At 71.8% G+C, this 23,971-nt stretch carries 24 protein-coding genes; 9 read left to right on the top strand and 15 right to left on the bottom strand.

From position 1 onward, the window contains the following. Window positions 1-8: 8 nt before the first annotated feature. Together recG and fakA are read right to left on the bottom strand one after the other, a co-directional pair. A complete protein-coding gene (gene recG, locus Vlu01_RS03540) occupies window positions 9-2,213 on the bottom strand; it encodes an ATP-dependent DNA helicase RecG (RefSeq protein ID WP_203993219.1) in 2,205 nt (734 codons plus the stop codon). Beyond that, complete coding sequence (gene fakA, locus Vlu01_RS03535) at window positions 2,210-3,811, bottom strand: DAK2 domain-containing protein (RefSeq protein ID WP_203993194.1); 1,602 nt, start codon at window positions 3,809-3,811, stop codon at window positions 2,210-2,212. The genes recG and fakA overlap by 4 nt, the downstream gene beginning before the upstream one ends. A 230-nt stretch (window positions 3,812-4,041) precedes the next feature. On the opposite strand from fakA, the gene rpmB reads away from it, so the two are divergent. Then, a complete protein-coding gene (gene rpmB / locus Vlu01_RS03530; protein ID WP_093401721.1) occupies window positions 4,042-4,233 on the top strand; it encodes a 50S ribosomal protein L28 in 192 nt (63 codons plus the stop codon). An 86-nt stretch (window positions 4,234-4,319) separates the two neighbouring features. On the opposite strand, the gene Vlu01_RS03525 is transcribed toward rpmB, so the two are convergent. Together Vlu01_RS03525 and Vlu01_RS03520 are read right to left on the bottom strand one after the other, a co-directional pair. Then, window positions 4,320-4,781 (bottom strand): GNAT family N-acetyltransferase, encoded by a 462-nt coding sequence (locus Vlu01_RS03525; RefSeq protein ID WP_239095661.1) that lies wholly within the window; start codon window positions 4,779-4,781, stop codon window positions 4,320-4,322. 49 nt (window positions 4,782-4,830) lie between these two features. Then, window positions 4,831-5,769 carry a thiamine-phosphate kinase gene (locus Vlu01_RS03520; protein ID WP_203993628.1) on the bottom strand — a complete coding sequence of 313 codons (939 nt, stop codon included), beginning with the start codon at window positions 5,767-5,769 and terminating at the stop codon, window positions 4,831-4,833. A 122-nt stretch (window positions 5,770-5,891) separates the two neighbouring features. Between Vlu01_RS03520 and Vlu01_RS03515 the strand changes: the two genes are divergently transcribed. Together Vlu01_RS03515 and Vlu01_RS03510 are read left to right on the top strand one after the other, a co-directional pair. Then, window positions 5,892-6,125: an Lrp/AsnC ligand binding domain-containing protein gene (locus Vlu01_RS03515; RefSeq protein ID WP_013284547.1), complete on the top strand. Its 234-nt coding sequence runs from the start codon at window positions 5,892-5,894 to the stop codon at window positions 6,123-6,125. Beyond that, complete coding sequence (locus tag Vlu01_RS03510; protein WP_203993189.1) at window positions 6,126-6,746, top strand: DUF3515 family protein; 621 nt, start codon at window positions 6,126-6,128, stop codon at window positions 6,744-6,746. Window positions 6,747-6,776: 30 nt separating this feature from the next. Here Vlu01_RS03510 and Vlu01_RS03505 read toward each other — a convergent pair whose 3' ends face one another. Continuing rightward, a complete protein-coding gene (locus Vlu01_RS03505) occupies window positions 6,777-7,883 on the bottom strand; it encodes a D-alanine--D-alanine ligase family protein (protein ID WP_203993146.1) in 1,107 nt (368 codons plus the stop codon). Between the two features lie 151 nt (window positions 7,884-8,034). Continuing rightward, a complete protein-coding gene (locus Vlu01_RS03500) occupies window positions 8,035-8,271 on the bottom strand; it encodes a hypothetical protein (protein WP_203993144.1) in 237 nt (78 codons plus the stop codon). A gap of 275 nt (window positions 8,272-8,546) precedes the next feature. Here Vlu01_RS03500 and Vlu01_RS03495 point away from each other — a divergent pair, with 275 nt between their 5' ends. Together Vlu01_RS03495 and Vlu01_RS03490 are read left to right on the top strand one after the other, a co-directional pair. Then, on the top strand, window positions 8,547-9,392 hold the full coding sequence (locus Vlu01_RS03495; protein WP_203993142.1) for a helix-turn-helix domain-containing protein: 846 nt from the start codon (window positions 8,547-8,549) through the stop codon (window positions 9,390-9,392). Between the two features lie 4 nt (window positions 9,393-9,396). Next, complete coding sequence (locus tag Vlu01_RS03490; protein WP_203993140.1) at window positions 9,397-9,597, top strand: DUF397 domain-containing protein; 201 nt, start codon at window positions 9,397-9,399, stop codon at window positions 9,595-9,597. A 111-nt stretch (window positions 9,598-9,708) separates the two neighbouring features. Here the strand turns inward: Vlu01_RS03490 and Vlu01_RS03485 are convergent, their stop codons facing one another. The 5 genes from Vlu01_RS03485 to Vlu01_RS03465 all read right to left on the bottom strand — a co-directional run bounded on the left by Vlu01_RS03485 (window position 9,709) and on the right by Vlu01_RS03465 (window position 14,645). Beyond that, a complete protein-coding gene (locus Vlu01_RS03485; protein ID WP_239095660.1) occupies window positions 9,709-10,755 on the bottom strand; it encodes an ROK family protein in 1,047 nt (348 codons plus the stop codon). 36 nt (window positions 10,756-10,791) lie between these two features. After that, window positions 10,792-11,613: a putative protein N(5)-glutamine methyltransferase gene (locus Vlu01_RS03480; RefSeq protein ID WP_203993138.1), complete on the bottom strand. Its 822-nt coding sequence runs from the start codon at window positions 11,611-11,613 to the stop codon at window positions 10,792-10,794. Further along, window positions 11,613-12,731 carry a cystathionine gamma-lyase gene (locus tag Vlu01_RS03475; RefSeq protein WP_203993622.1) on the bottom strand — a complete coding sequence of 373 codons (1,119 nt, stop codon included), beginning with the start codon at window positions 12,729-12,731 and terminating at the stop codon, window positions 11,613-11,615. Before Vlu01_RS03475 ends, Vlu01_RS03480 begins: the two co-directional genes overlap by 1 nt. Before the next feature lie 20 nt (window positions 12,732-12,751). Beyond that, window positions 12,752-13,750 carry an NAD(P)H-dependent glycerol-3-phosphate dehydrogenase gene (locus Vlu01_RS03470; protein WP_203993136.1) on the bottom strand — a complete coding sequence of 333 codons (999 nt, stop codon included), beginning with the start codon at window positions 13,748-13,750 and terminating at the stop codon, window positions 12,752-12,754. A 157-nt stretch (window positions 13,751-13,907) separates the two neighbouring features. Next, the gene (locus tag Vlu01_RS03465; protein ID WP_203993134.1) at window positions 13,908-14,645 is read right to left on the bottom strand and encodes a lysophospholipid acyltransferase family protein; all 738 of its coding nucleotides are present in this window, start codon (window positions 14,643-14,645) and stop codon (window positions 13,908-13,910) included. Window positions 14,646-14,774: 129 nt separating this feature from the next. Here Vlu01_RS03465 and cofC point away from each other — a divergent pair, with 129 nt between their 5' ends. The 4 genes from cofC to Vlu01_RS03445 all read left to right on the top strand — a co-directional run bounded on the left by cofC (window position 14,775) and on the right by Vlu01_RS03445 (window position 19,016). After that, window positions 14,775-15,416, top strand: coding sequence for a 2-phospho-L-lactate guanylyltransferase (gene cofC / locus Vlu01_RS03460; RefSeq protein WP_203993131.1), 642 nt, complete (start codon window positions 14,775-14,777; stop codon window positions 15,414-15,416). A 42-nt stretch (window positions 15,417-15,458) separates the two neighbouring features. Continuing rightward, window positions 15,459-15,656, top strand: coding sequence for a cold-shock protein (locus Vlu01_RS03455; RefSeq protein ID WP_099847193.1), 198 nt, complete (start codon window positions 15,459-15,461; stop codon window positions 15,654-15,656). Between the two features lie 53 nt (window positions 15,657-15,709). Continuing rightward, window positions 15,710-18,010 carry an RNA degradosome polyphosphate kinase gene (locus Vlu01_RS03450; RefSeq protein ID WP_203993128.1) on the top strand — a complete coding sequence of 767 codons (2,301 nt, stop codon included), beginning with the start codon at window positions 15,710-15,712 and terminating at the stop codon, window positions 18,008-18,010. A gap of 127 nt (window positions 18,011-18,137) precedes the next feature. After that, entirely contained in the window at window positions 18,138-19,016 is an 879-nt protein-coding gene (locus Vlu01_RS03445; RefSeq protein WP_203993123.1) for an NUDIX hydrolase, read from the top strand. A gap of 13 nt (window positions 19,017-19,029) precedes the next feature. On the opposite strand, the gene Vlu01_RS03440 is transcribed toward Vlu01_RS03445, so the two are convergent. The 4 genes from Vlu01_RS03440 to leuC form a co-directional block, all read right to left on the bottom strand. After that, window positions 19,030-20,943, bottom strand: coding sequence for an endonuclease/exonuclease/phosphatase family protein (locus Vlu01_RS03440; RefSeq protein ID WP_239095659.1), 1,914 nt, complete (start codon window positions 20,941-20,943; stop codon window positions 19,030-19,032). 147 nt (window positions 20,944-21,090) lie between these two features. Beyond that, window positions 21,091-21,708 carry an HU family DNA-binding protein gene (locus tag Vlu01_RS03435; protein ID WP_203993097.1) on the bottom strand — a complete coding sequence of 206 codons (618 nt, stop codon included), beginning with the start codon at window positions 21,706-21,708 and terminating at the stop codon, window positions 21,091-21,093. A gap of 173 nt (window positions 21,709-21,881) precedes the next feature. Continuing rightward, the gene (leuD, locus tag Vlu01_RS03430; RefSeq protein ID WP_203993095.1) at window positions 21,882-22,469 is read right to left on the bottom strand and encodes a 3-isopropylmalate dehydratase small subunit; all 588 of its coding nucleotides are present in this window, start codon (window positions 22,467-22,469) and stop codon (window positions 21,882-21,884) included. Between the two features lie 14 nt (window positions 22,470-22,483). Then, entirely contained in the window at window positions 22,484-23,929 is a 1,446-nt protein-coding gene (gene leuC / locus Vlu01_RS03425) for a 3-isopropylmalate dehydratase large subunit (RefSeq protein WP_203993093.1), read from the bottom strand. Window positions 23,930-23,971: the final 42 nt, after the last annotated feature.

The raw sequence follows: 23,971 nt of genomic DNA, 5'->3' as shown, positions 1-23,971 counted from the left end.
GCCGCCGGTCAGCCCTTTTCGAGGTACTCGGCGCGGTCGGCGTCGACCAGCGCGGCCACCGAGGCGGCGAGCGCCGGATGCCGGGCCAGGTCCGGATCCTCGTCGACCAACGCGATCGCCTCCGCCCGCGCGTCGCGGATCAGGTCCGCGTCACGCAGCAAGGACAGCAGGCGCAGGTGCGAACGGCGACCGGACTGGGCCGCACCCAGCACGTCCCCCTCCCGCCGCTGCTCCAGATCCAACTCGGCGAGCTTGAAACCGTCCGTCGTGGAGGCCACCGCGTCCAGCCGCTCCCGTGCTGCGGTGCCCTCGGTCGCCTCGGTCACCAGCAGGCAGAGCCCGGGGGCGCTGCCTCGGCCCACCCGACCCCGCAACTGGTGCAGCTGCGAAACGCCGAACCGGTCGGCGTCCAACACCACCATCATCGTCGCGTTGGGCACGTCCACGCCCACCTCGACCACCGTGGTGGCCACCAGCACGTCCAGGTGACCAGCGGCGAAGGACCGCATCACCGCGTCCTTCTCGTCGGCCGGCAACCGGCCGTGCAGGACACCGATCCGCAGACCGTTCAGCGGTCCGTCGGCCAGCAACGGCGCCACATCGGTCACCGCGAGCGGCGGCCGGCGGCCGTTGTCGTCGACCGCTGGCGGCTCCTCGTCGGCACCGGAGGTGTCCTCCCCGATCCGTGGGCAGACCACGTACGCCTGGTGACCGGCGTTGACCTCCTCACGCAGTCGACGCCAGGCGCGATCGAGGAAGGCCGGTTTCTCGGCGGCCGGCACCACGTGCGAGGCGATCGGTGAACGACCACGCGGCAGCTGAGACAGAGTGGAGATCTCCAGGTCGCCGTAGACCGTCATGGCCACCGTACGAGGGATGGGGGTCGCGGTCATCACCAGTACGTGCGGCGGCTGCTCCGCCTTGGCCCGCAACGCGTCCCGCTGCTCGACCCCGAACCGGTGCTGCTCGTCGACCACGACCAGACCGAGGTCGGCGAAGTCGACCCCCTCGTAGAGCAGGGCATGGGTGCCGAGCACGATGCCGGCCGCGCCGCTGGCGACCTCGGCCAACGCCCGACGGCGAGCCGCCGCGCCCAGCGAACCGGTCACCAGCTCCACCCGGGTGGCGTGTTCGGCGGCACCCAGCTCACCGGCCTGCGCGAGCGGGCCGAGCAGGTCGAGCATGCCCCGGTGATGCTGGGCGGCGAGCACCTCGGTCGGGGCCAGCAGCGCGGCCTGCCCACCCGCGTCGACCACCTGGAGCATCGCCCGCAGCGCCACCACGGTCTTGCCGGAGCCAACCTCGCCCTGCAGCAGGCGGTGCATCGGATGACCGGTGGCGAGGTCGGCGGCGATCTCGACACCGACCTCGCGCTGGCCGGCGGTCAGCTCGTACGGCAGCCGGGCGTCGAACGCGTCGAGCAGACCACCGGAGCGCCCGGGCCGGCGACGCGCGGGCGACGCGGCGGCGGCACGCTTGCGGCGGACCAGGGTCACCTGCACCGCGAACGCCTCGTCCCACTTCAGTCGCCGACGGGCCCGGTAGAGCTCCTCCCGGCTGGACGGCCGATGGATCTCCCGTAGGGCGGTGCCCAGGCCGACCAGGTTCCGGCTGGCCCGCACCGTCGCCGGCAACGGATCCTCCGGCGGCGCCACCGTGTCCAGCACCACCCGTACGCAGCGGGCGATCACCCAGGTGGGCACCGCCGCGGCGGCCGGGTAGACCGGGATGAGCGCCCCCGCGAACTCCTCGATCTGCTCGCTGGCCGCAGCCTCGGTGTCGGTCTGCTCGCCCAACAGGACGTATTCCGGTCCGTTGAGCTGCCGCCTGCCCCGGAACTCGGTGACCTTTCCGGCGAACAGCCCCCACCGGCCGGGCCGCAGTTCCCGCTCGCGCCACGCCTGGTTACCGAAGAAGGTGAGGGTGAGACTGCCCCCGGAGCCGTCGCCGACGGTCACCTCCAACAGGTTTCCCCGGCGCTGACGCATCGGGCGTACGGCGGTGCGCTGCACCTGGGCCAGCACGGTGACCTGTTCACCGACGTCCAACGAGCGGATGTCGGTGTGCTCGCCGCGCTCGTCGTAGCGACGGGGGAAGTGGTAGATGAGGTCACCGGCGGTGTGCAGGTCGAGGTGGCCGGCCAGCGCCTTGGCGGTCTTCTCACCGACCAGCTTCTTCAGCGGAGTGTCCAGGTCGGACGGCTCGACCGTCATTCGACACCGACCAGCAGGGGATGGTGCGGTTGCCCACCCGGGTACGCCTGCACCTCGACGAAGGGCCACCGGGCCGCGATGTGCGCACGCACCGCGTCGACCAACCCGTCGGGCGCGTCGGCGCCGACGAGCAGGGTGACCAGCTCACCGCCACCGCCGAGCATCCGGTCGACCAGTGCGACACAGGTTTCCACCAGGTCGGCGCCGATCAGGTTCACCTCACCCTCGACCAGGGCGAGCACGTCGCCGGCACGGCACGGACCGGCGACGGTCAGCGCCTCGCGGCCGGCCCGGCACACCTCGGCGTAGCGGCAGGCGCCCGCCGCCTCGGCCATCGCGATCACGTCGTCGGCGAACCGCCGCCGCGGGTCGCGTACGGCCAGCGCCGCCAGCGCCTGCACCGGTGAACGGGTTGGCACCACGGCGACCTCCACCCCCAGCCGGTGCGCCTCCTCGACGACCTGGTTCGCCACCGCCTGCGCGTCCGGGTCGTTGGGCAGCACCACCACGCGAGCCGCGCCGGTGGCGTGTACCGCGTCCAGCAGTTGCCCGACCGAGGGGTTGCCGGGCACCACCACCGCCCCCTCGGCGGCGAGCAACTCGGCGATCCCGGCACCGGCGGCCACCACCACGGCGGCACGTCCGTCGGACAATCGGGGCGACACGGGCGCCGGTTGGTCGGCGAAGCGGGTCACCGCGATCTGGTACGGGCGGCCGGCCTCCACGCCCGCCTCGATCGCTGCGCCGACGTCGTTGACGTGCACGTGAACCTGCCAGGTGCCGGCGTCGCCGACCACCACCAGGGAGTCGCCGATCGCGGCCAGTGACTCCCGCATCCGCTCCACCGCCGCCGCGTCGGCGTCGAGCAGGAACTGCACCTCGTAGGCGTACTCCGCCGAGCCGGTCTCGCGGGCGACGGTGACCGGCGGTCGCACCGGGGGAAGGCTGGGCGCCGGCCGCTCCGGGCTCTCCCCCGTGACCACCTCGACCAGGGCGTCCAACAGCAGGCACAGCCCTTGGCCACCGGCGTCGACGACCCCCGCCCGGGCCAGCGCCGGCAACTGCTCGGGGGTGCGGGCCAACGCGCCGGCGGCGGCGTTCGCCGCCGCCCGGGCCACCACGTACAGCTCGTCGCTGCCGGCCTGTTCGGCCCCGCCGGCGGCGGCCGAGACCACGGAGAGCAGGGTGCCCTCCACCGGACGGACGACCGCCGTGTACGCCGCGTCGGTCGCCTCCCGCAGGGCCACGGCCAATTCCCGGCCGTGCACCTGCGGGGTGGCGGCCAGGGCGTCGGCGAGGCCGCGCAGGATCTGCGACAGGATCACCCCGGAGTTGCCCCGCGCGCCGAGCAGGGCACCCCGGGCCATCAGGCGCAACGCGTGCCCGTGCGCGGTGGAGATGCCGTCGGCGTGGGTGTCCAGATCCATCGCGAGCGCCTGCTGGGCGGAGGTGAGGGTGAGCACCAGGTTGGTGCCGGTGTCACCGTCGGGCACCGGGTAGACGTTCAGCTCGTCGATCTCACCCTGGTGCCGCTTGAGCGCGGCCAGTCCGCTGGCGCACCAGCGGCGCACAGCGGCGGCGTCGAGGGTGTCCAGCACGGTGGCAGCCTACTGGCGTACGCTGACACTTGCCCGGCACCGGCGGTCCCGCGTCGTCCGGTTTCCGCGCGGGCACCCGCTCTGCCCGCCTCTGTCGGTGGGCCTACCGACGGCCGTGGCGGTGCTCGAGCCCGGTTGGGCGGACGGTTCCCCGATCGGGTACCCTGGCCAGGTTGCCCGGGCTGCGCCTGGCGGCGACTTCATGAACGTTTCAATCCCAGGAGTATCCCGTGGCTAGCGTGTGTGACGTCTGTGGCAAGGGGCCGGGCTTCGGCCACAACGTGTCCCACTCGCACCGGCGGACCAACCGCCGCTGGAACCCGAACATCCAGTCGGTGCGCACCCCCGCCGGTGGTGGCACGACCAAGAAGCTGAAGGTCTGCACGTCCTGCATCAAGGCAGGCAAGGTCGCCCGCGCCTGACGCGGTAACAACAGACCTCACGACCGTCATCACCGGCGGGCCCAGCGGGCCCGCCGGTGTCGTCGTGTCCGCAGCGTGTGTGCTGCTCAGAGGGTACGGCCGAACGACAGGCAGCCGGGCTCGTCGGCGTAGAAGCCGAAGTTGGGGATCCGCTCGTAGCCGGCCGCCTTGTACAGCGCGATCGCCTCGGGCTGCCGATCGCCACACTCCAGGATGAGCCGCCGGCGGCCGTGCTCACGAGCCGAGCGCTCGATGGCCGCCAGCAGCGTGCGCGCCACGCCCCGCCCCCGGACCTCCGGTGCGGTGTACATCCGCTTCAACTCGGCGGTCGCCTCGCCGTGGCTGCGCCAGCCGCCACACCCGACCGCCTGCCCGTCGATCTGGGCGACCAGGAAAGCCCCGGCCGGTGGTACGAACTCGTGCGCGTCGACCGGCGTCGCGTCACCGCTGCCGCCGTAGCGGGCCGCCAGGTCGGCCAGGGTCGCGGTGATCAACCGCTGGGCGACCGGCGAGTCGAACGGCACCTGCTGGATCTGGATCTCGTGCACCTGTGCAGGGTACGACCCGATCGACGGGGCACCGTCGGGCGGCCGGTGGTCAGCGGAAATGGTCCCAGCCCGGTGGGCCGTCGAACGGGCGGCCATCCACCGTCACACCGGAACCCTCGGTGACCCGGCCGATCGCCCGCCAACCCGGCGGCAGGGCCGTCGCCGGGGGAAATGTCGCGGCCAACGCGTGATCGTCGCCACCGGCCAACAGCCAGGCGTACGGGTCGACGCCGAGCGCCTGCGCGGCGTCACGCATCTGCGGTGGCACCTCGAAGGCGTCCCGGGCGATGTCGACGGCCACGCCGCTGGCCTTCGCCACGTGCCCGAGGTCGGCGAGCAACCCGTCCGAAACGTCGATCATGGCGGTGGCGCCGAGCCGGGCGGCCTGCGGTCCGGCCGCATACGGCGCCTCCGGCCGCCGGTACGCCTCGACCAGCAGTCGGGGCGTACGGAAGCCCCGGGAGAGCACGGTGAACCCGGCCGCCGCGTATCCGGTGCGCCCGGCCAGGGCGAGCAGGTCACCGGGACGGGCACCGGCCCGCGTCACCGGCGGCCGACCACCCAGGTCGCCGAGGGCGGTGACCGCGATGGTCAGCGTCGGGCTGGCCGACATGTCTCCGCCCACCACGCTGGCCCCCACACCGGTCGCCTCGGCACCGAGCCCGTCGGTGAGTTCCTCCATCCAGTCGGTGCCGACATCCGCCGGTACGCAGAGCGCCACCAGCAGGGCCGTCGGCTCGGCACCCATGGCCGCCACGTCGGCGAGGTTCGCCGCCGCGGCCCGCCGGCCGATGTCGTACGCACCGGACCAGTCCCGCCGGAAGTGCCGCCCCTCGACGAGCACGTCGGTGGTGGCGACCACCCGAGCGTCCGGCGCGGCGACCACCGCGGCGTCGTCACCGGGGCCCAACAGCACCGTGGAGCCGTACGAGAGCCGGGCGGTCACCCGGTCGATCAGCCCGAACTCCCCGACACCCGCGACGCTCACGCCGGCCACTCACTGTCCTCGCTCATTGCTTCTCCTTGGCCACCGATAGGGATCTGCCCTGGTCCGTAAGGTACTTTCTCCCTTCGGGCCGCTTGGCGGCGGCGACGGAGGGAGGTCGAGTCGTGGTACAGGCGTACATCCTCATCCAGACAGAGGTCGGCCGGGCACGTGACGTGGCCGGTCTCATCGCGGATCTCGCCGGTGTGGTCCGCGTCGACGCGGTCACCGGGCCGTACGACGTGGTCGTGCTCACCGAGGCGAACACCGTCGACGAGCTCGGCAAACTCATCGTGAGCAAGGTGCAGATGGTGCCCGGCATCACCCGCACCCTCACCTGTTCGGTGGTGCGCCTGTAAGTGGACGAGCACGCTGAATCCCCCGACCCCCAGGCCGACCGCCCGGGCACCACGGCACCCGACCGTACCAACCGCAGCGCGGCGCTGATCGCCACGGCGGTGGCGGTGCCGGTGGCCCTGCTGGTGGGTGCGTTCGCGCTGAGCAACGTCTCGCCGGACGAGCCGGCCGCCGCGCCGCAGCCATCGGCGACCACGCCTGGCCCGGTCTCCGCCGCGCCGGTCGAGATGGCCGCGCCTCAGCTCGGCGAACGCCCGACCGTATTCTGCCGCGCCCTGTTGTCCCAGTTGCCCGACTCGTACCGCGACCTGCCGCAACGGCCGGTCAGCGCCGGGCCGGAGCAGAACGCCGCCTACGGCGATCCGGCGATCACCGTGGCCTGTGGTGGCGACGAGCCGTCGGTCAAACCCGACGACCACCTCTACCTGGTCAACTCGGTCTGCTGGTACGCGGTGGAAGGACCCGATGCCACCGAGTTGACCACGGTCGACCGGAAGACCCCGGTGACCCTGCGGGTGCCGCACTTCTACGGCGAGGCGTTGCAGTGGGCCTCCCCGGTCTCCGCCACGATCGTCGAGTCGATCCCGTCGTCCGGGGCGGCACCGTCCGGCTGCACCTCCTGACACACCGGAACACCGGCGCCGGAGCGGCGCTCAGTACTGCCCGGTCCCGCGGATGATCGCCGTGCGGATGAGCCGGTCCACCAACTTCGGGTACTCCAGGCCGGCCGCCGCCCACATGCGGGGGAACATCGACGAGGGCGTGAAACCGGGCATCGTGTTGATCTCGTTGAGGTACACGTCGAGTTCGGGCGTGACGAAGAAGTCCACGCGGGCCAGACCGGCGCAGTCCAGCGCGGTGAAGGCGCGCACCGCGTAGTCGCGTACCTGCCGGGTGACCCGATCCGGCAGGTCGGCCGGAATGTCGTACTCGCAGGCCGCCTCGGCGTCGATGTACTTGGCCTCGAAGTCGTAGAAGTCGTAGTCCCCGACCAGCCGGACCTCGGCGAGCACGGACGCCTCCGGCGCGCCACCGGCCTCGCCCTCCAGCACGCCGCACTCGATCTCCCGACCGACGATGGCACCCTCGACCAGCACCTTGCTGTCGATCTCACGGGCGGTGGCGACGGCCGCGTCGAGATCCGCCCAGTCGTTGACCTTGGTGATGCCGAACGAGGAACCGGCCCGGGAGGGCTTGACGAAGACCGGCAGTCCCAGGCGCTGCTTGTCCGCCTCGCTCAACGTCACTCCGCTGCGCAGCACCGCGTACGGGCCGACCGGAATGCCCTCGGCGGCGCAGAGCTTCTTGGTGAACTCCTTGTCCATCGCGGCGGCCGAGGCGAACACCTTCGCCCCCACGTAGGGGATGCCGGCCATCTCCAGCATGCCCTGGATGGTGCCGTCCTCGCCGTAGGCGCCGTGCAGCACCGGAAAGACCACGTCCACGTCGGCGAGGGCGCGGGGCCCCTCGGCCGGGTCCAGCACCAGCAGTCCGCCGCCGGTGGGGTCGGCCCGCAGCACGACGTCCGTGCCGGACGCCGCAGTGATCTCCGGCAGTTGGCGGGCACTGATCGCCAAGTGGCCGGGGTCGTCGCTGGTGAGCACCCACTGGCCGGCCCGGGTGATGCCCACCGGCACCACCTCGAACTCGTCCGGGTCCAGCGCGCCGAGAACACTGCCGGCGCTGACGCACGAGATGCCGTGTTCCGGGCTGCGGCCGCCGAAGACGATCGCCACGCGGGTCTTGCCTGGGGTGGTCACTGTGGTCACCTTTCCGGGACGCGCTGCTGGCGCTCTCCCGGATGACCTTACTGTGCGTGGCGGGCGTGGGTGGTCGATACCCTGCGGCAACACGGGCCCGCCGCAAACGGTCAACGAGCAGTATACGGAACGTAATCGGACGGTACGGAGGTCAGCCCGCCAACTCCCGTTCTCCGTACGCGTGCCGGCGACCGATGGCGAGGACCTTGACCCGTTGCCGACCGGCCCGCACCATGCCCAGCGCCATGAACGCACCGGCGATCCGCTCGGCCGCCTCGCGACTGCTCGCACCGACCACCTGGCGGCGGCGCTCGGGCGCCACCCGCTCGTTGCGGCCCTCCACGTCGTACGGGCGGACGTCCGTCAGCACCACCAGGAAACGTGTCATCGCCGGCCACCCCGGCGCTCGCCGAAAATCCGCTGACCAGTTCGCACGTCGATTCCCTTCCGGTGGCCGACCAACTGGCGCGGCACGCGGCGGTCGGGTACGGGGGAAAACCCGACCGCCGCGCGCCCCATCCCCTCCGGTCGCTCACCACCACCGTCGCCACGACAACCGGCGGTGAGGACGCGCTAACAGATTGACACCTCCATGGGCATGAATGCAACTCTCACCGACGTTCTCTCATGTACAGATTCCCAAATACATGCGACCATCTATACATGGCTCCGAAGACCGCACGCGCCCGTCGGTTGGGCATCGCCCTGCGACATCACCGAGAGGCCGCCGGCCTGACCCTGGAGGCCGCAGCGGACGAGATCAACAGCACCCGCAGCACGCTCTCCCGCTACGAGAACGCGCAGACCCTGGTCAGTCCGGCCACCGTGCGCGCCCTGCTCACCCTCTACGGTGTCGCGGCGGACGAGGTCGTGGCCGCTGTCGAGCTCGCCAAGGACGCGCGCAAGCCGGGCTGGTGGGTGTCCTACTCGTACCTGCTCGACCGACGCACCATCGACTTCATCGCGTTGGAGGCCGAAGCCATCGCCATCGCGAACTTCGAGCCGTCGGTGGTGCCGGGGCTGCTGCAGACCGCCGACTACATCCGCGGCGTGATGCGGGGCGGGCCACACACCCTCAGCGACAACGACGTCGAGGAGCGGGTACGCATGCGGCTGGACCGGCAGCAGCGGGTCTTCGAGGAGGACCCGCCGATCTTCGACGCGATCCTCGACGAGGCCGCACTGCTCCGCCCGGTGGGTGACGACTCCGCGCAGCAGGGTCAGCTGAGCCACCTGCTCAAGATGAGCGAGTTGCCGAACATCACGGTCCAGGTGATCCCGTTGGCCGCCGGCTACCACCGGGGCACCCGGGGTTCCCTGCACATCCTCGAATTCGCCGACCCGGAGGACCCGATCATCGCCTCCGTGGAAACGGTGGCCGGGCAGATGATCCTCGACCGTCCCGGTGAGCTGCGAACCTGCACCAAGATCATGGAGCACTTGCGCACCGTCGCGCTCAGTCCGACGGCCAGCCGCGAGGAAATCTTCAAACTCCTGAAGGGACGGTAAAGCGATGACACCGACGACCAACGCGGCGGTGACCATGACCGGGTGGCGCAAGAGCAGCCACAGCGGTGACGAGGGAGCCTGCGTCGAGGTGGCGGTCGTTCCCGGCATCGTCGCCGTACGCGACTCCAAGGACCCGCACGGTCCGCTGCTGACCTTCCCACCGTCGGCGTGGACCGCCTTCGCTGAGGCTCCGCCGACCCGCTGAGCCCCGGAGGAACCGCAACCCAGTGCCGCTGACCGGGCCGGTAAGGGCACCGCCGGCCCGGTCAGCTCCTCCGCTGCCGTCGGCTGACCGCAGGGCGAGGGTGGCCGGTCCTCAGTCGCCGACCAGCGGCGGGGGCGCGGGCAGCGCCCTGACCGCCTCCAGCGCGGCCAGCGCCACACCCCGCGCGCCGGCCATGTCGCGATCGGGCACCAACGCGAAGGTGGCCAGGGCCGCCTGCTCCACCCGGAGCCTGGTGTGTTCCCGCACGGCGGCCAGGAACCAGTCGCGGAACTCCGCGTCCGTCTCCACCACCCCACCGCCCACGAAGTACGCGTGCGGATCGGTGAAGTTCGCCGCGATGGTGAAGAGCGCGCCGAGCGCCCTCGCCTGCTGGGCGAAGATCTCCCGGGCCAGTTCGTCACCCCGCTCGCCGTAGCCGCGCACGAGCTTCGCCGCCCGCTCCGGTGCCTCACCGGCCAGCGAATGCCCCGGGAAACGGGTCAGCCAGTACGGCAACAGGTTGTGCTCGATCGCGGTGAGCGACACGACACTTTCGACGTCACCGTCGAAACCGCAGGCGCAGGTCGGCACCGGCTGCCCCGGGGCCAGCACGGTGGTCAACGGGATATGCACATGCCCCAGCTCGCCGGCCATGCCCGCCGCGCCGGAGACCACCCGGCCGTTCTCGACCAGGCCACCGCCCAGTCCGGTGCCGACGATCGCCGACACCGACGAGCGCCGCATCGCGTCGGTCCCGAAATGAACGTGATGGGCGTAGAGCGCGGCGGCGTTGCCGTCGTTGTGGTAGACCACCGGCAACCCCAACCGACGTTCGAGGGCACCCCGCACGTCATAGCCACGCCACGCTGGCTGAGAGAAGTTCGTGGAACCCTTCGACGAGATGACGCCGTCCGCACTGGCCGGACCGGGAGTGTCCAGACCGACCGCGGCGACCCGGTCGCGCGTCACCCCGGTGACGGCCAGCACGCCGTCGAAGGCTTCCGCCATCGCCGCCACCGCCGCCTGCGGTCCGTCCTGCACCCGGCTGGGCGTCTCCACCAGGCGATCGACCAGGAACCGCCCGTCGAACGTGAGCACGGTGGCGTTGTTGGCCGTGCCACCGTTGTCGATCCCGACGACCACCGTTGCGCTGTCCACCCGAGCTCCACCTCCCACCGCCACACTGACGTGAGGCTAGTTCTCGTGCCGTCGGCCCGTCATGCCGACCGGGCACCGGCCCATCATCGCGGTCGCGTCCGAGGCGTCGTCGCGCACCGCCGACGGCACCAGCCCGGCCTCGCTCAGCACCGCCTGGAACCGCTCGACCTGCGCCTGGCCGACCTCCACCACCAGATGTCCGCCCGGCGCGAGCCAGCTTGGCGCGGCGGCAGCCAGCCGGCGCAGCACCGCCAACCCGTCCGGCCCACCGTCGAGCGCCGCCGGAGACTCGTACCGGCGCGCCTCCGGCGGTAGCAGGACCATCGCCGCCGTCGGCACGTACGGCGCGTTCGCCACGACCAGGTCGAGCCGGCCCCGCCAGGCAGCCGGCAGCGGATCGAAGAGGTCCCCGGAGAGGACCGGCACACCCAGGTCGGCCAGGTTCCGCCGGGCACAGGCCACCGCCGCCGGATCCACGTCGACCGCGGCCACCAGCCGGGGCGCGGTGAGCCGACGCGCCAGTATCCGGCTGACCGCGCCCGAGCCACAGCAGAGCTCCACCACGGTCGCCGCCGGCCCGGTCACCCGAACAGCGGTCGAGACCAGCAGAGCGGTACGCGCCCGGGGCACGAACACACCTGGGTCCACTTCGATCCGCTCGCCACAGAACTGGGCCCAGCCCAGCAGGTACTCCAGTGGCTCACCGGCGACCCGCCGGTCGGCCAGTTCCGCCAGCTTCTCCGGACCGCCGCCGGCCGCCACGAGCAGGCGGGCCTCCTCCTCGGCCCACACGCAGCCGGCCCGCCGCAACCGGCTGACCAGGACGTCGTACCCGACCGGGAAGACCGGCGTGCCCATCAGGCGGCGGCGTCCAACGCGGCCGTGACATCGGCGACCAGGTCGGCGGTGTCCTCCACCCCGCAGGAGAGCCGCACGAAACCTGGCGTGGTGTCGTCACCCCACTGCGCCCGGCGGTCCGCGGTGGTGTGCAGGCCGCCGAAGGAGGTCGCCGCGGCGACCAGCCGGGACGCGTCGAGGAAACGGGCGACCCGCTCGGCGCTGCCGAGATCGAAGGAGAGCACGCCCGGTATCCGCCGTAGTTGTCGCACCGCCACCGGGTACGAAGGGTCGTCCGGCAGGCCGGGCCAGCGCAGCCCGCTGACATCGGCGCGCTCGACCAGCAGCCGGGCCAGCGCCTCGGCGTTCGCCGTCTGCCGGGCCAGACGCAGGTCGAGGGTGGCCAACGACCGGTGGGCCAGCCAGGCGTCGAACCCGCCGGGCACCGCGCCCGTCGCGGTACGCCAGGCGGTGAGCGTCGACAACAGTTCCGGTGACCGGGTGGCGATGTAGCCGAGCAGCAGGTCGGAGTGCCCGGTCAGCGCCTTGGTGCCGGAGGCCACGACCACGTCCGCGCCGAGGTCCAGCGGACGCTGCCCGAGCGGGGTGGCGGTGGTGTTGTCCACGGCCAGCAGCGCTCCGGCGGCGTGCGCCCGCTCGGCCAGCGCCGGTAGGTCGACGACGTCGAGCCCCGGGTTCGCCGGCGTCTCCACCAGCACCAGCCGCACCCCGTCGAAGGCCGGATACGGTCCGGCGGTCGGCGCGAACAGCACCCGTACGCCGTTGCCGGCGAGGGTGTCGGTGGCGAACGCGCGCACCGGGAAGTACCCGTCGGTGGGCAGCACCACCGTGTCCCCCGCCCGTAGCACCGCCAGCAGCAGCCCGGTTATCGCCGCCTGACCGCTGGCGAAGACCCGACAGTCGCCGCCCTCAAGCTCAGCGACCGCGGCCTCCAGCAGCCGGCGGGTCGGATTGTCCGGACGCCCGTACCCGTTCGGGGCCGCCGGCGGCCCCTGCCACGGATCGAGATGGTACGGCGCGGCGAGCACCGGCCCGGGCAGGAACGGCGCGCCGGGGGTGGGCTCGGGCAGGCCGGCGTGCACACAGCGGGTGCCGTCCCCCTGCTCCGGGGAGGGCAACCGGTAGTCGTCCACGGTGCTCACTCCGGCTTCGTGGTACGGCTCATCAGGGCCTGGACCGCCAACCGGGGATCCACCCCCTCGTGGCAGACCAGCTCGACCTGCTCGGTGATCGGCATCTCCACCCCGTGCGCGCGGGCCAGATCCCGGATCGCCAGCGCGCTCTTCACCCCTTCGGCGGTCTGCCGGGTGGCCACCCGCGCCTCCTCAAGGGTTGCGCCCCGGCCGAGGTGCTCACCGAAGGTGCGGTTGCGGGCCGACGGCGACGAGCAGGAGGCCACCAGATCACCCATGCCGGCCAGCCCCGCGAAGGTGAGCGGATCCGCGCCGAGGGCGACCCCGAGCCGGGCGGTCTCGGCCAACCCTCGGGTGACCAGCATCGCCCGGGTGTTGTGGCCGAAACCCATCGCCGTGGCGATGCCGTACGCCAGGGCGATCACGTTCTTGACCGCCCCGCCCAGCTCGCAGCCGATGACATCGTCGTTGGTGTACGGACGGAAGTACGGTGTGGTGATCGACCGCTGCACCAGCGTCGCCCGCTCGGAATCTGTGCAGGCGACCACGGTGGCCGCGGGTTGCTCCGCGGCGATCTCCGGCGCCAGATTGGGGCCGGAGACGACCACCACCCGGTCCGCCGCGACCTTGGCGGTCTCGACGATCACCTCGCTCATCCGCTTGGTGGTGCCGAGTTCGATCCCCTTCATCAACGACACCAGGGTCGCCTCGGGGTGCAGGTGCTCCACCCACTCGGCCAGGTTGCCGCGCAGGGTCTGCGACGGCACCGCCAACACCACCATCTCGGCACCTTTGATCGCGTCGACCGGGTTCCCGGTCCCGGTGATCCGCTCCGGCAGCACCACGCCGGGCAGATACTCCGGATTACGCCGCTCGGCGCGGATCACGTCGGCGATCGACTGTCGTCGCGCCCAGAGCGTCACGTCCCGGCCGGCGTCGGCGAGGATCTTCGCGAACGCCGTGCCCCACGATCCCGCCCCCAGCACCGCCACCTGCCCGCTCACGCCGCCGCCTCCCTACGGTCGCCACCGCCGTGAGGCACCACCGCACTGCACCGATGATTCACTCGCTGACGCTCGCTCATGCCGGCACTCCGCTGACGCTCCGTGCCGCCATGAGGCACCACCGCGCTGCACCGATGATTCACTCGCTGACGCTCGCTCATGCCGCCGTCTCCGGGCGTTGACGGTCGGTGCGCGGGCGGGTGACGCGCTGCCACAGCGGCGGTGGTGTCGCACCTCGGATCTCGGCGAGCATGTCCCGCAGCCGCAGCATGATCACGTCGGTCATCTCCTCCAGCACCTGACGGGTCGGGGTGGCACCGGCCCAGCGGCTCAGGTCGACCGGCGGTCCGGCCACCACGGTCACCGGGATCCTGGGCCGCAGGTTGATCCGGGCACGACGCGGATCGAAGATCCGCTGCGGTCCCCACATCGCCAGCGGCACCACCGGAGCGCCGGTGGCCAGCGCCAGCCGGGCCGCGCCGGTCTTGCCCTTCATCGGCCACAGGTCGGGCTCGCGGGTGGTGGTCCCCTCCGGGTAGATGATCACAGCGCCGCCCTCGTCGAGCGCCTTGACCAGGGCGTCCAGCGACTTCGCCGCATCGACCGAGCCCCGCTCGACCGGAATCTGCCGGCACCGGTGCAGGATCCAGCCGAGCACCGGCACCTTGAACACGCTCGCCTTGCCGAGGAACTGCGGCCACCGCCCGGCGTCGTAGACGAAGTGGGCGGAGACCAGCGGATCGGCGTGCGAGATGTGGTTCGGCACGATGATCACGGGGCCGCCCTGGTTCAGATGTTCCAGGCCACGCCAGGTACGCCGGGTCCAGACAATCATCACCGGCTTCACCAGCACCACGGCGAACCATTGCCAGAACCCCAGCCTCCGCCGACCCACCGTGCCTCCTCGTGCCCGCCCCGACCCGCTCACCGGAGAACCCGGTGAGGTCCGCAGCCGAAATCATGCCTGTTCGCCCCGGGTACGGGCCAGTGAGGGTACCGTCGCCCGGCTGGCAGGATGACAGGCGTGACGCAGTCCTGGACGTTTGTGGTGCCGGTCAAGCGCCTGGCAGCCGCGAAGAGCCGGCTGCGTGGCGGGCTGCCGGGCATACCCCACCAGGACCTGGCCCTGGCCCTGGCCGCCGACACCCTGGCGGCGGTGCGGGCCTGTCCGGCGGTCGCCGAGGTGCGGGTGGTCACCGACGACCCCCGGGTCGCCAGCGTGGCCCGCTCCGGAGGAGCCGAGGTCCTGCCGGACATCGCGGACGCCGGACTCAACGCCGCATTCCGGCACGGCGCGGCGGGAATCGCCGGATGGGTGGCCGGCCTCACCGCCGACCTGCCCGCCCTGCGACCGACCGAACTGGCGGCAGCGCTGCACACGGCACTGACCGGACCGCCGGGGGCACGCCGGTTCGTGGCCGACGCCCCGGGCACCGGCACCGTGCTGCTGGCCGCCCCGCCGGGCGTACCCCTGGACCCGCGCTTCGGACCCGGTTCGGCCGCCGCGCACGCGGCGAGCGGCGCCCGCCCGCTCGCCGGCGACTGGCCGAGCCTGCGGCGCGACGTGGACACCGCCGACGACCTGGCCGCCGCAGCGCGGATCGGGCTCGGTCCGCGCACCACGGCGCTGGTCGCCGGCTGCCTCACTGAATCCTCGTCCACCTGAACCTGTTGCCGTAGCGCCGGCCGGGCGCGGTACGGTGCTGGCATGCAGGGCACGGTGGCAACCTTCGACGCGGCTACCCGCAGCGGGCTGCTGCTGCTGGACGACGGCACCGAGTTGTCCTTCCCGGCCCGGGCGTTCGACGCCTCCGGGCTGCGCCTGCTCCGCCTCGGCCAGCGGGTCCGGGTGGAAACCGACGCCTCCGGCGACGTCGTACGCGTCACGTTGCCGACGATGTCCTGACAAGCCACCGGAAGTTCGTTTTACGTCAACCGTGTTCGGGTGATTATGAGCTGGTGAGCACCCCTCGCGAACGTCCCGCCAGCCCTGCCACCGCCACCCATGACACCACCGACCGCACCGGGGGCGGTCGCCGCCGGGGACCCGACGGGCGGTTCCGCAGCGACCACTCGACCTTGAACACCGTCGGCGGCAGTGACGCGGCGGCGGACTCCGCCGGGTTGGAGGAGGTGCTGGACCCGGTCTCGGCACCGGTCCTGTCTCCGCCCACCGACACACCGGAGCCCATCCAACCGCTGCCGGCGGACCGGTTCCTCAACCGGGAGCTGTCCTGGCTCGACTTCAACGCCCGGGTGCTCGCTCTGGCCGAGGACCAACGCACCCCGCTGCTGGAACGCGCCAAGTTCCTGGCCATCTTCGCCAGCAACCTCGACGAGTTCTACATGGTGCGGGTCGCCGGGATGAAGCGTCGGCTCTCCGCCGGGCTACCCGTACGCGGCGGCGACGGGCTGCCGCTGCGGACCCAGCTTGCCCTGGTCGCGGAGAAGGCCGCCGAACTGGTGACCCGACAGGCCACCTGTTACGTCGACGAGTTGCTGCCGAAGCTCGCCGCCGAGGACATCCAGGTGTTGTGCTGGTCCGACCTGGGCGACGCCGAGCGGGAACGGCTACGCACCTACTTCCGGGAGAAGATCTTCCCGGTGCTCACCCCGTTGGCGGTCGACCCGGCCCACCCGTTCCCGTACATCTCGGGCCGATCGCTCAACCTGGCCGTCGCGGTGCGTGACCCGGACGGCGGGCCGGAGCTGTTCGCCCGGGTGAAGGTGCCCAACAACGTGCCCCGCTTCGTCCGGGTCGACCGGGACCGGCCCGGAGTCCGGATGCTGCCGGTGGAGGACCTCATCTCGGTGCACCTCGGTCAGCTCTTCTCCGGCATGCAGGTGGTCGAGTGTCACCTGTTCCGGGTCACCCGCAACGCCGAGGTGGAGGTCGACGAGGACCGGGACGAGGACCTGCTCCAGGCGCTGGAACGGGAACTCGCCCGCCGCCGCTTCGGCCCGCCGGTACGGCTGGAGGTGGCCGCCTCGATCTCCGACCACATGCTGGAGTTGCTCGTCCGGGAACTGGACATGGACACCCAGGACGTGCTGCGGGTCCGTGGCCTGGTGGATCTCTCCGCGCTGTGGCAGCTCTACGACGAGGCCGACCGGCCCGACCTGAAGGACCCACCGTTCGTCCCGGCGACCCACCCCCGGCTCGCCGAGGGTGAGGTGCCGCGCAGCGTCTTCGCCACCCTGCGCGACGGCGACGTGCTGGTGCATCACCCGTACCACTCCTTCGCGACCAGCGTGCAACGGTTCATCGAGCAGGCTGCCGCAGACCCGAACGTGCTGGCCATCAAGCAGACGCTCTACCGCACCAGCGGCGACTCACCGATCGTGGACGCGCTGGTCGACGCCGCCGCCGTCGGCAAGCAGGTGGTGGTGCTGGTCGAGCTGAAGGCCCGCTTCGACGAGGTGGCCAACATCGGCTGGGCCCGCACCCTGGAACGCGCCGGCTGCCACGTGGTCTACGGCCTGGTCGGTCTCAAGACCCACTGCAAGACCGCCCTGGTGGTACGTCAGGAGGGCAACCAGATCCGCCGCTACTGCCACATCGGCACCGGCAACTACCACCCGAAGACCGCCCGGCTCTACGAGGACTTCGGCATGCTCACCGCCGATCCCGAAGTCGGCGCCGACCTGACCGACCTGTTCAACGTGCTCACCGGGTACAGCCGGCAGACCGCGTACCGGCGGCTGCTGGTGGCCCCGCAGGGCATCCGCAGCGGCCTGATCGAGCGGATCGAACGGGAGAAGGCCCACGTCCGGCTGGGCATGCCGGGGCTCGTCCAGTTCAAGGTGAACTCGCTGGTCGACGAGGACATCACCGACGCGTTGTACCGGGCCTCCCAGGCCGGTGTGCACGTCGATCTGATCATTCGAGGGATGTGCACGTTGCGACCTGGGGTGCCCGGGCTGTCGGAGAACATCCGGGTGCGCTCGATCCTCGGTCGTTTCCTGGAGCACTCCCGGGTCTTCCGCTTCGGCAACAACGGCGACGCGGAGTTCTGGATCGGCTCCGCCGACCTGATGCACCGCAACCTGGACCGTCGGGTGGAGGCACTGGTGCAGGTGGCCGACCCGGTGGCGCGGGCCGAACTGGACCAGGTGCTCAGCGCGGCGATGAGCCCGGACGTGGACTCGTTCGAACTGGCCGGCGATGGCACCTGGACCCGCCGTACGGGCCGGCCGGAGACGGTCCGGAGTCATCTTCAGGACCTGCTGCTGCGTCGCGTCGGCAGCACGGCCAGTTGAGCGGGCGGTAATAGGCTGAGCAGATGGTCGAAGAGGAACGGACGCTCACGGTGGATGTCGAAGGGGCGCAACCCGACCCCTTCCCCGCCGTGCCGGCCTCGCCAGCCCGCCGACGACACCGCCCGCGGTGGCTGACGTGACCACGATCCGAGCGGCCGGCGGCGTGGTGTGGCGGCCAGCCGGCGCCGATGCCGTCGAGGTGTGCCTGGTACACCGACCCCGGTACGGGGACTGGACCCTGCCGAAGGGCAAGTTGGAGCCGGGCGAGCATCCGTTGCTCGCCGCCGCCCGGGAGGTTGCCGAGGAGGCTGACGCGCAGGCCGCGCCGCAGGTACGGCTGCCCTCGGTGCGCTACCGCAGCGAGGGCCTGCCCAAGGTGGTCGACTACTGGTCGATGCGGGCGGTGGGCACCGGCGGATTCCAGCCGGACACGGAGGTCGACGACGTCCGGTGGCTGGCCGTCGACGACGCGGTGAAGCTGGTCAGCTATCCGCACGACATGGAGGTGCTCGCCGCGTTCGCGGCGCTGCCGCCGGTCACCGCGGCCCTGATGCTGATCCGGCACGGTCACGCCGGTAAGCGGCTGGCCTGGCCGGGCCCGGACACCGGGCGACCGCTGGACGCCCGTGGCTGGTCCGAGGCACACGCGTTGGCACCGCTGATCGGGCTGATCCGACCGGCACGGCTGCTCTCCGCGTCGCCGCGCCGGTGCGTGCAGACCCTCGACCCGACCGCCGCCTTGCTGGACCTGCCGATCGAGGTCTGCGGCGACCTGGACGAGCCGCGCGCCGGCCAGCAATCCGACGAGTGTGTGCTGGCCGCCGCCGCACGCCTGGCCGCGCTGGCCGCCGCCGGTGAACCGGCGGCGTTGTGCAGTCAGGGCAAGGTGATTCCGGGCGCCCTGGAGCGGTTGGCGGGGCGATGCGGTGACTACGTCACCGGCAAGGGCGGCGGCTGGCTGCTCGCCTTCGCCGGTGACCGCCTCGTCGCCGCTGACCGCCTCTGACCCGACCTGCGCCTCAGCGGTCAGGCAGGGTGAGGGTGACGGCGACCGGCAGGTGGTCGCTGGCCGTGCCCGGCACCGCGACCGCGTCCGCAGCGCCCAGGTCGGATGAGACGAATACGTGGTCGATCTGCTCACGCGGATCGTCCGCCGGACTGGTCGGCAGCGGACGGGCGGCGGCGAGAGCATCGACCAGACCGGCACCGGTGAACGCGGTGAACGCCGGATCGCCCGGCTCGGTGTTGAAGTCACCGGCGACCACCAGCGGCACGCCGTCGGCGTACCCGGTGGCGAAGTCCGCGACGACGCGGGCCTGGACCACCGGGTCCGCACCGGGCGGCGGCTGGAGGTGGGTGCTCACCACGGCCAGGCGTACGCCGGCACCGAAATCGACCGTCACGCCGAGCGCCTGCGCCCCGGTGGGTGCGCCCACCGCGGGCAGCGTCCGGGTGCGGGCCCGCTGCACCGGCCAGCGGCTGAGCACCGCATCTCCCCACAGCGGATCGGCGGCCGGCGCGAAGACGTAGGGCATCCCCAGTCGGGCGGCGAGCAGGCCCAGCGTGTCGTGGCCGCCGTTGAGCAGCCAGCCCCGGTCGACCTCGCTGAGCACCACCACGTCGGCCCGGTCGACCGCCCGGTGCAGGGCGTCGAGGTCGAAGCGGCCGTCGAGGCCGAAGCCCATCCGGATGTTGTACGCCACCAGCCGCACCTGCTCCGGCGGCCTATCCCGGTTGGTCGCGGTGAGCCACGGCCCATGCAGCCCGGTAGCGGCGAGAGCGACGACGACGGCCAGCACGGTGATCCGCCACCGGGGAAGTCCGGGCCCGGATCCGGTCTGCGGTGCCCGGATCCCGTCGGATGCGCCTCGCATCGCGACCAGCCCGGTCAGCACGGCCACCACGGCCGGCACCCACTCGTTGGGGTAGCCGATGTCGTAGGCGGCGTAGTACACCATCGCGGCGACAGCGAAGACGAGCATTCCGCCCACCGCCGCGTACGCCGAGCCGGTGCCGGTACGGGTGGCCCGTCCCGGCGACGGCCCGGCACCGACCAGGCCGAGGCAGCCACCCAGCCCCGCCGCGACGCCGAGGATGGAGACGGTGAGCAGTCTCGGCGGGCCGTACCCGAACAGCAGGGCGCCGGCCACCACCAGCACCGGCGGCACCGCACGCCACCGTGGGTGCGGCGGACTCAGCACGCCGAGCAGGAACAACGGCACCGCTACGGCCAGCGGTGCCAGCGCGAACAGCGGCGTCGTGCCGGTGCCCGCCTCGCCGTACCAGTAGGACGAGGCGGCGATCGCGACGGCGGGTGAGAGCGCCACCATGCCGCCGAGCGACAGCACCGGCCCGACGAGCAACCAGGCCCGCCGGGCCGGCGGCGCATCGTCGTCGGCCCGCCGGGCGGCGCGACGGCCGCGACCGAACGCCATCTCGGCGGCCAGCAACGCCGCCACCACCGCCACGCTGACCACCCACGCCGGCCAGCGCCCCCACCACACCAGGTCGTACGTGCCGAACAGGGCGTGGCTCAGCGCGCTCGCGGTCAGTCCCAGCACCAGGCCGGGCACCGGGTGGGCGATCCGGACGGCGGTGGCGGCCAGCCAGACCAGGCCGGCGAGCAGGCCGGCGCTGGCCAACCACAGTTGGGTCTGACCACCCGGCGCGGCGGTGAGGGCGAGCCGGGCGACGCCGAGCACCAGCACCGCGGCGACACCGACGAGGTCGGCACCTACCCGCGCGACGAGCGGCGGCGCGGCGAGGGCCAGCACGAACCAGCCGAGCGCGAACGCGCCGAGCAGCTCGGCCGGGGTCGAGGCGGCCTGTCCGAAGATGGTGATGACCGACGGCAGGAAGACCCGCAGCACGTCCGTCAGGACGACGAGTCCCAGGGCCAGGACGGCGGTGCCGAGACGACGCTGACTCAACACGATTCTCTTTCCGGCGAGGGGTGGTGCGGCGATTCTGCTGGCCGTGTCCCGTGCCGGTCAACGGTTCCCCGCCATGGCGGTGGACCGTCAGGTGAACATGACGAGGGCGTCCACCGTGTCGGCGGACGCCCTCGTCGTACGACCGGCTCAGCGCCGGGTCGTCGCCTTCCTGGCCGGCGCCTTCTTCGCCGGTGCCTTCTTGGCCGTCGCGGTCTTCCGGGCCGTCGTCGACTTGGTCGCCGCGGTCTTCTTCGCCGGGGCGGCCTTCTTCGTGGCGGCCTTCTTCGTGGCGGCCTTCTTCGCCGGAGCGGCCTTGGCGGTCGTCTTGGTCGCGGTGGTCTTCTTGGCCGCCGCGCTCTTGCTTGCCGTGGTCTTCTTGGCTGCGGTGCTCCTCGCCGCGGTCGTCTTCTTCGGCGCGGTCGCCTTGGCACCAGTGGTCTTGGCGGTGGCTCCGGCGGTCTTCTTCGCCGCAGCCGTGGCCTTCGGCACCTTGCCGCTGGCCACCATCTCCTTGAACCCGGCGCCGGGGCGGAACGTCGGCACGGAGGTCTTCTTGACCTTCACCGCCTCCCCCGTACGCGGGTTCCGGGCTGTTCGCGCCCCCCGCACCCGCTTCTCGAACGCTCCGAAACCGGTGATCGCCACCTTCTCGCCCTTGGTGACCGCCGCCTGGACCTCAGCGAGGACCGCGTCGAGCGCGGCCGTCGCCGTTTTCCGGTCCCCCAGGCGAACGGCGAGCGCCTCGATGAGCTCGGCCTTGTTCACGACTTCCTCCTGATTGTGCAACTGACTCGACGCGAGCCATTCTGCGCGCACGGTATGCCCTGTGCTGGCGGGACACAAACATTCGGTGGAAAAAAGCCCTTGTGTCGTAACGGATTCGCCCCCACCGGTGGCACCGGTGGGGGCGAAATCGGCTGGAGATCGGGGTGAGCGGGCTACGCGACCCGGGGCAGGAAGGCCGGCCGGTCGGCCTCGAAGGCGCTGATCCGGTCCTCGTGCCGGAGGGTGAGTCCAATGTCGTCCAAGCCCTCCATCAGCCGCCAGCGGCTGAAGTCGTCGAGCGGGAACGACCAGGTGGCGGTGTCGACCCGCACCTCGCGCGCGGTCAGGTCGACGACGATTCGGGTGGTCGGTTCCGCCTCGACCGTCCGCCAGATTTCTTCGACGGCTTTCAATTCCAGCTCTACGGGAAGCAGCCCTTCCTTGAGCGCGTTCCCCCGGAAGATGTCACCGAAGCGCGGCGAGATCACCACTCGGAAGCCGTAGTCACGCAACGCCCAGACGGCGTGCTCCCGCGATGATCCGGTGCCGAACTCGGGGCCGGCGACCAGAATCGACGCTCCCGAATAAGCTTGATCGTTGAGCACGAATGCCGGGTCTTCACGCCACGCACTGAACAGCCCGTCGGCGAATCCGGTACGGGTCACCCGCTTGAGGTACACGGCGGGAATGATCTGATCGGTGTCCACGTCGGACCGACGGAGCGGCACGGCGGTGCCGGTGTGCACGGTGAACTTGTCCATCTGTCGCAGCCCTTCTACAGGTCGGCGGGAGCGGCCAGCCGGCCGACGACGGCGGTGGCGGCGGCCACCGGCGGACTGACCAGGTGGGTACGCCCGCCCCGGCCCTGGCGGCCCTCGAAGTTCCGGTTGGAGGTCGAGGCGGCGCGCTGCCCCGGAGAGAGGGTGTCCGGGTTCATGCCCAGACACATGGAGCAGCCGGCGAAGCGCCATTCGGCTCCGGCGTCGGTGAAGACCTTGTCCAGCCCTTCCGCCTCCGCGGCCTCCCGCACCGCGGCCGATCCGGGCACCACCAGCATGCGTACCCCGTCGGCCACCTGGTGACCGCGCAGCACGTCAGCGGCAGCGCGGAGGTCCTCCAGGCGTCCGTTGGTGCACGAACCGACGAAGACCACGTCGACGGAGAGGTCCCGCAGCGCGGTGCCGGGGGTCAGGTCCATGTAGGCCAGGGCCCGGCGGGCGGCGGCCCGCTCCGGCTCGGTGACGAACTCCTCCGGATCTGGCACGGTCGCGGCCAGCGGTGCGCCCTGCCCAGGGTTGGTGCCCCAGGTCACGAACGGGGTGATCTCGGCAGCGTCCAGCGTCACCTCGGCGTCGAAGGTCGCGCCCTCGTCGGTGGGCAGTGTCCGCCAGTACTCCAGCGCCGCGTCCCAGGCCGCACCGCTGGGCGCGTTGGGACGCCCCTTCAGGTACGCGAAGGTGGTCTCGTCCGGCGCGATCATGCCGGCCTTGGCACCCCACTCGATGGACATGTTGGCGATCGTCATCCGCCCTTCCATGGACAGCGCCCGGATCGCCTCGCCCCGGTACTCGACGATGTGCCCGCGCCCGCCGCCGGTGCCGACCTTGGCGATCAGAGCGAGCACCAGGTCCTTGGCGGTGACGCCGGGGCCGAGTCGACCGTTGACGGTGACCGCCATCGTCTTCGGTCGGGCCTGCGGCAGCGTCTGGGTGGCCAGCACGTGCTCGACCTCACTGGTGCCGATGCCGAACGCCAGGGCGCCGAACGCCCCGTGCGTGGCCGTGTGCGAGTCGCCGCAGACGATGGTCATGCCGGGCTGGGTGAGACCGAGCTGCGGGCCGATGACGTGCACGATTCCCTGGTTCTCGTCGCCGAGCGGGTGCAGCTTCACCCCGAACTCGGCGCAGTTGCGGCGCAGCGTCTCGATCTGCGTACGTGAGGTCGGGTCGGCGATGGTGAGCAGGTCGCCACGACGCTGCTGGAACGAGGGATCGGCGTACCCGGTCGGGGTGTTGTGATCCTCGGTCGCGAGCGTGAGGTCGGTACGCCGCACCCGGCGGCCCGCCATGCGCAGGCCGTCGAACGCCTGCGGGCTGGTCACCTCGTGCAGCAGGTGCAGGTCGATGAAGAGCAGATCGGGCTCACCATCGGCGGACCGGACGATGTGTGCGTCCCAGACCTTCTCGGCCAAGGTCCTCGGCTCAGGAGTGACTCCCACCATCTGGACATCCTAAATTCTGGGAGGTAAATTTCGGCTTGTGGG

Origin of the sequence: Micromonospora lutea (assembly GCF_016863535.1) — a bacterium.
In the GTDB taxonomy this organism is placed as follows: domain Bacteria; phylum Actinomycetota; class Actinomycetes; order Mycobacteriales; family Micromonosporaceae; genus Micromonospora; species Micromonospora lutea.
Note: the sequence above shows the minus strand (reverse complement) of the source record. Positions and strands in the feature narration are given on the sequence as shown.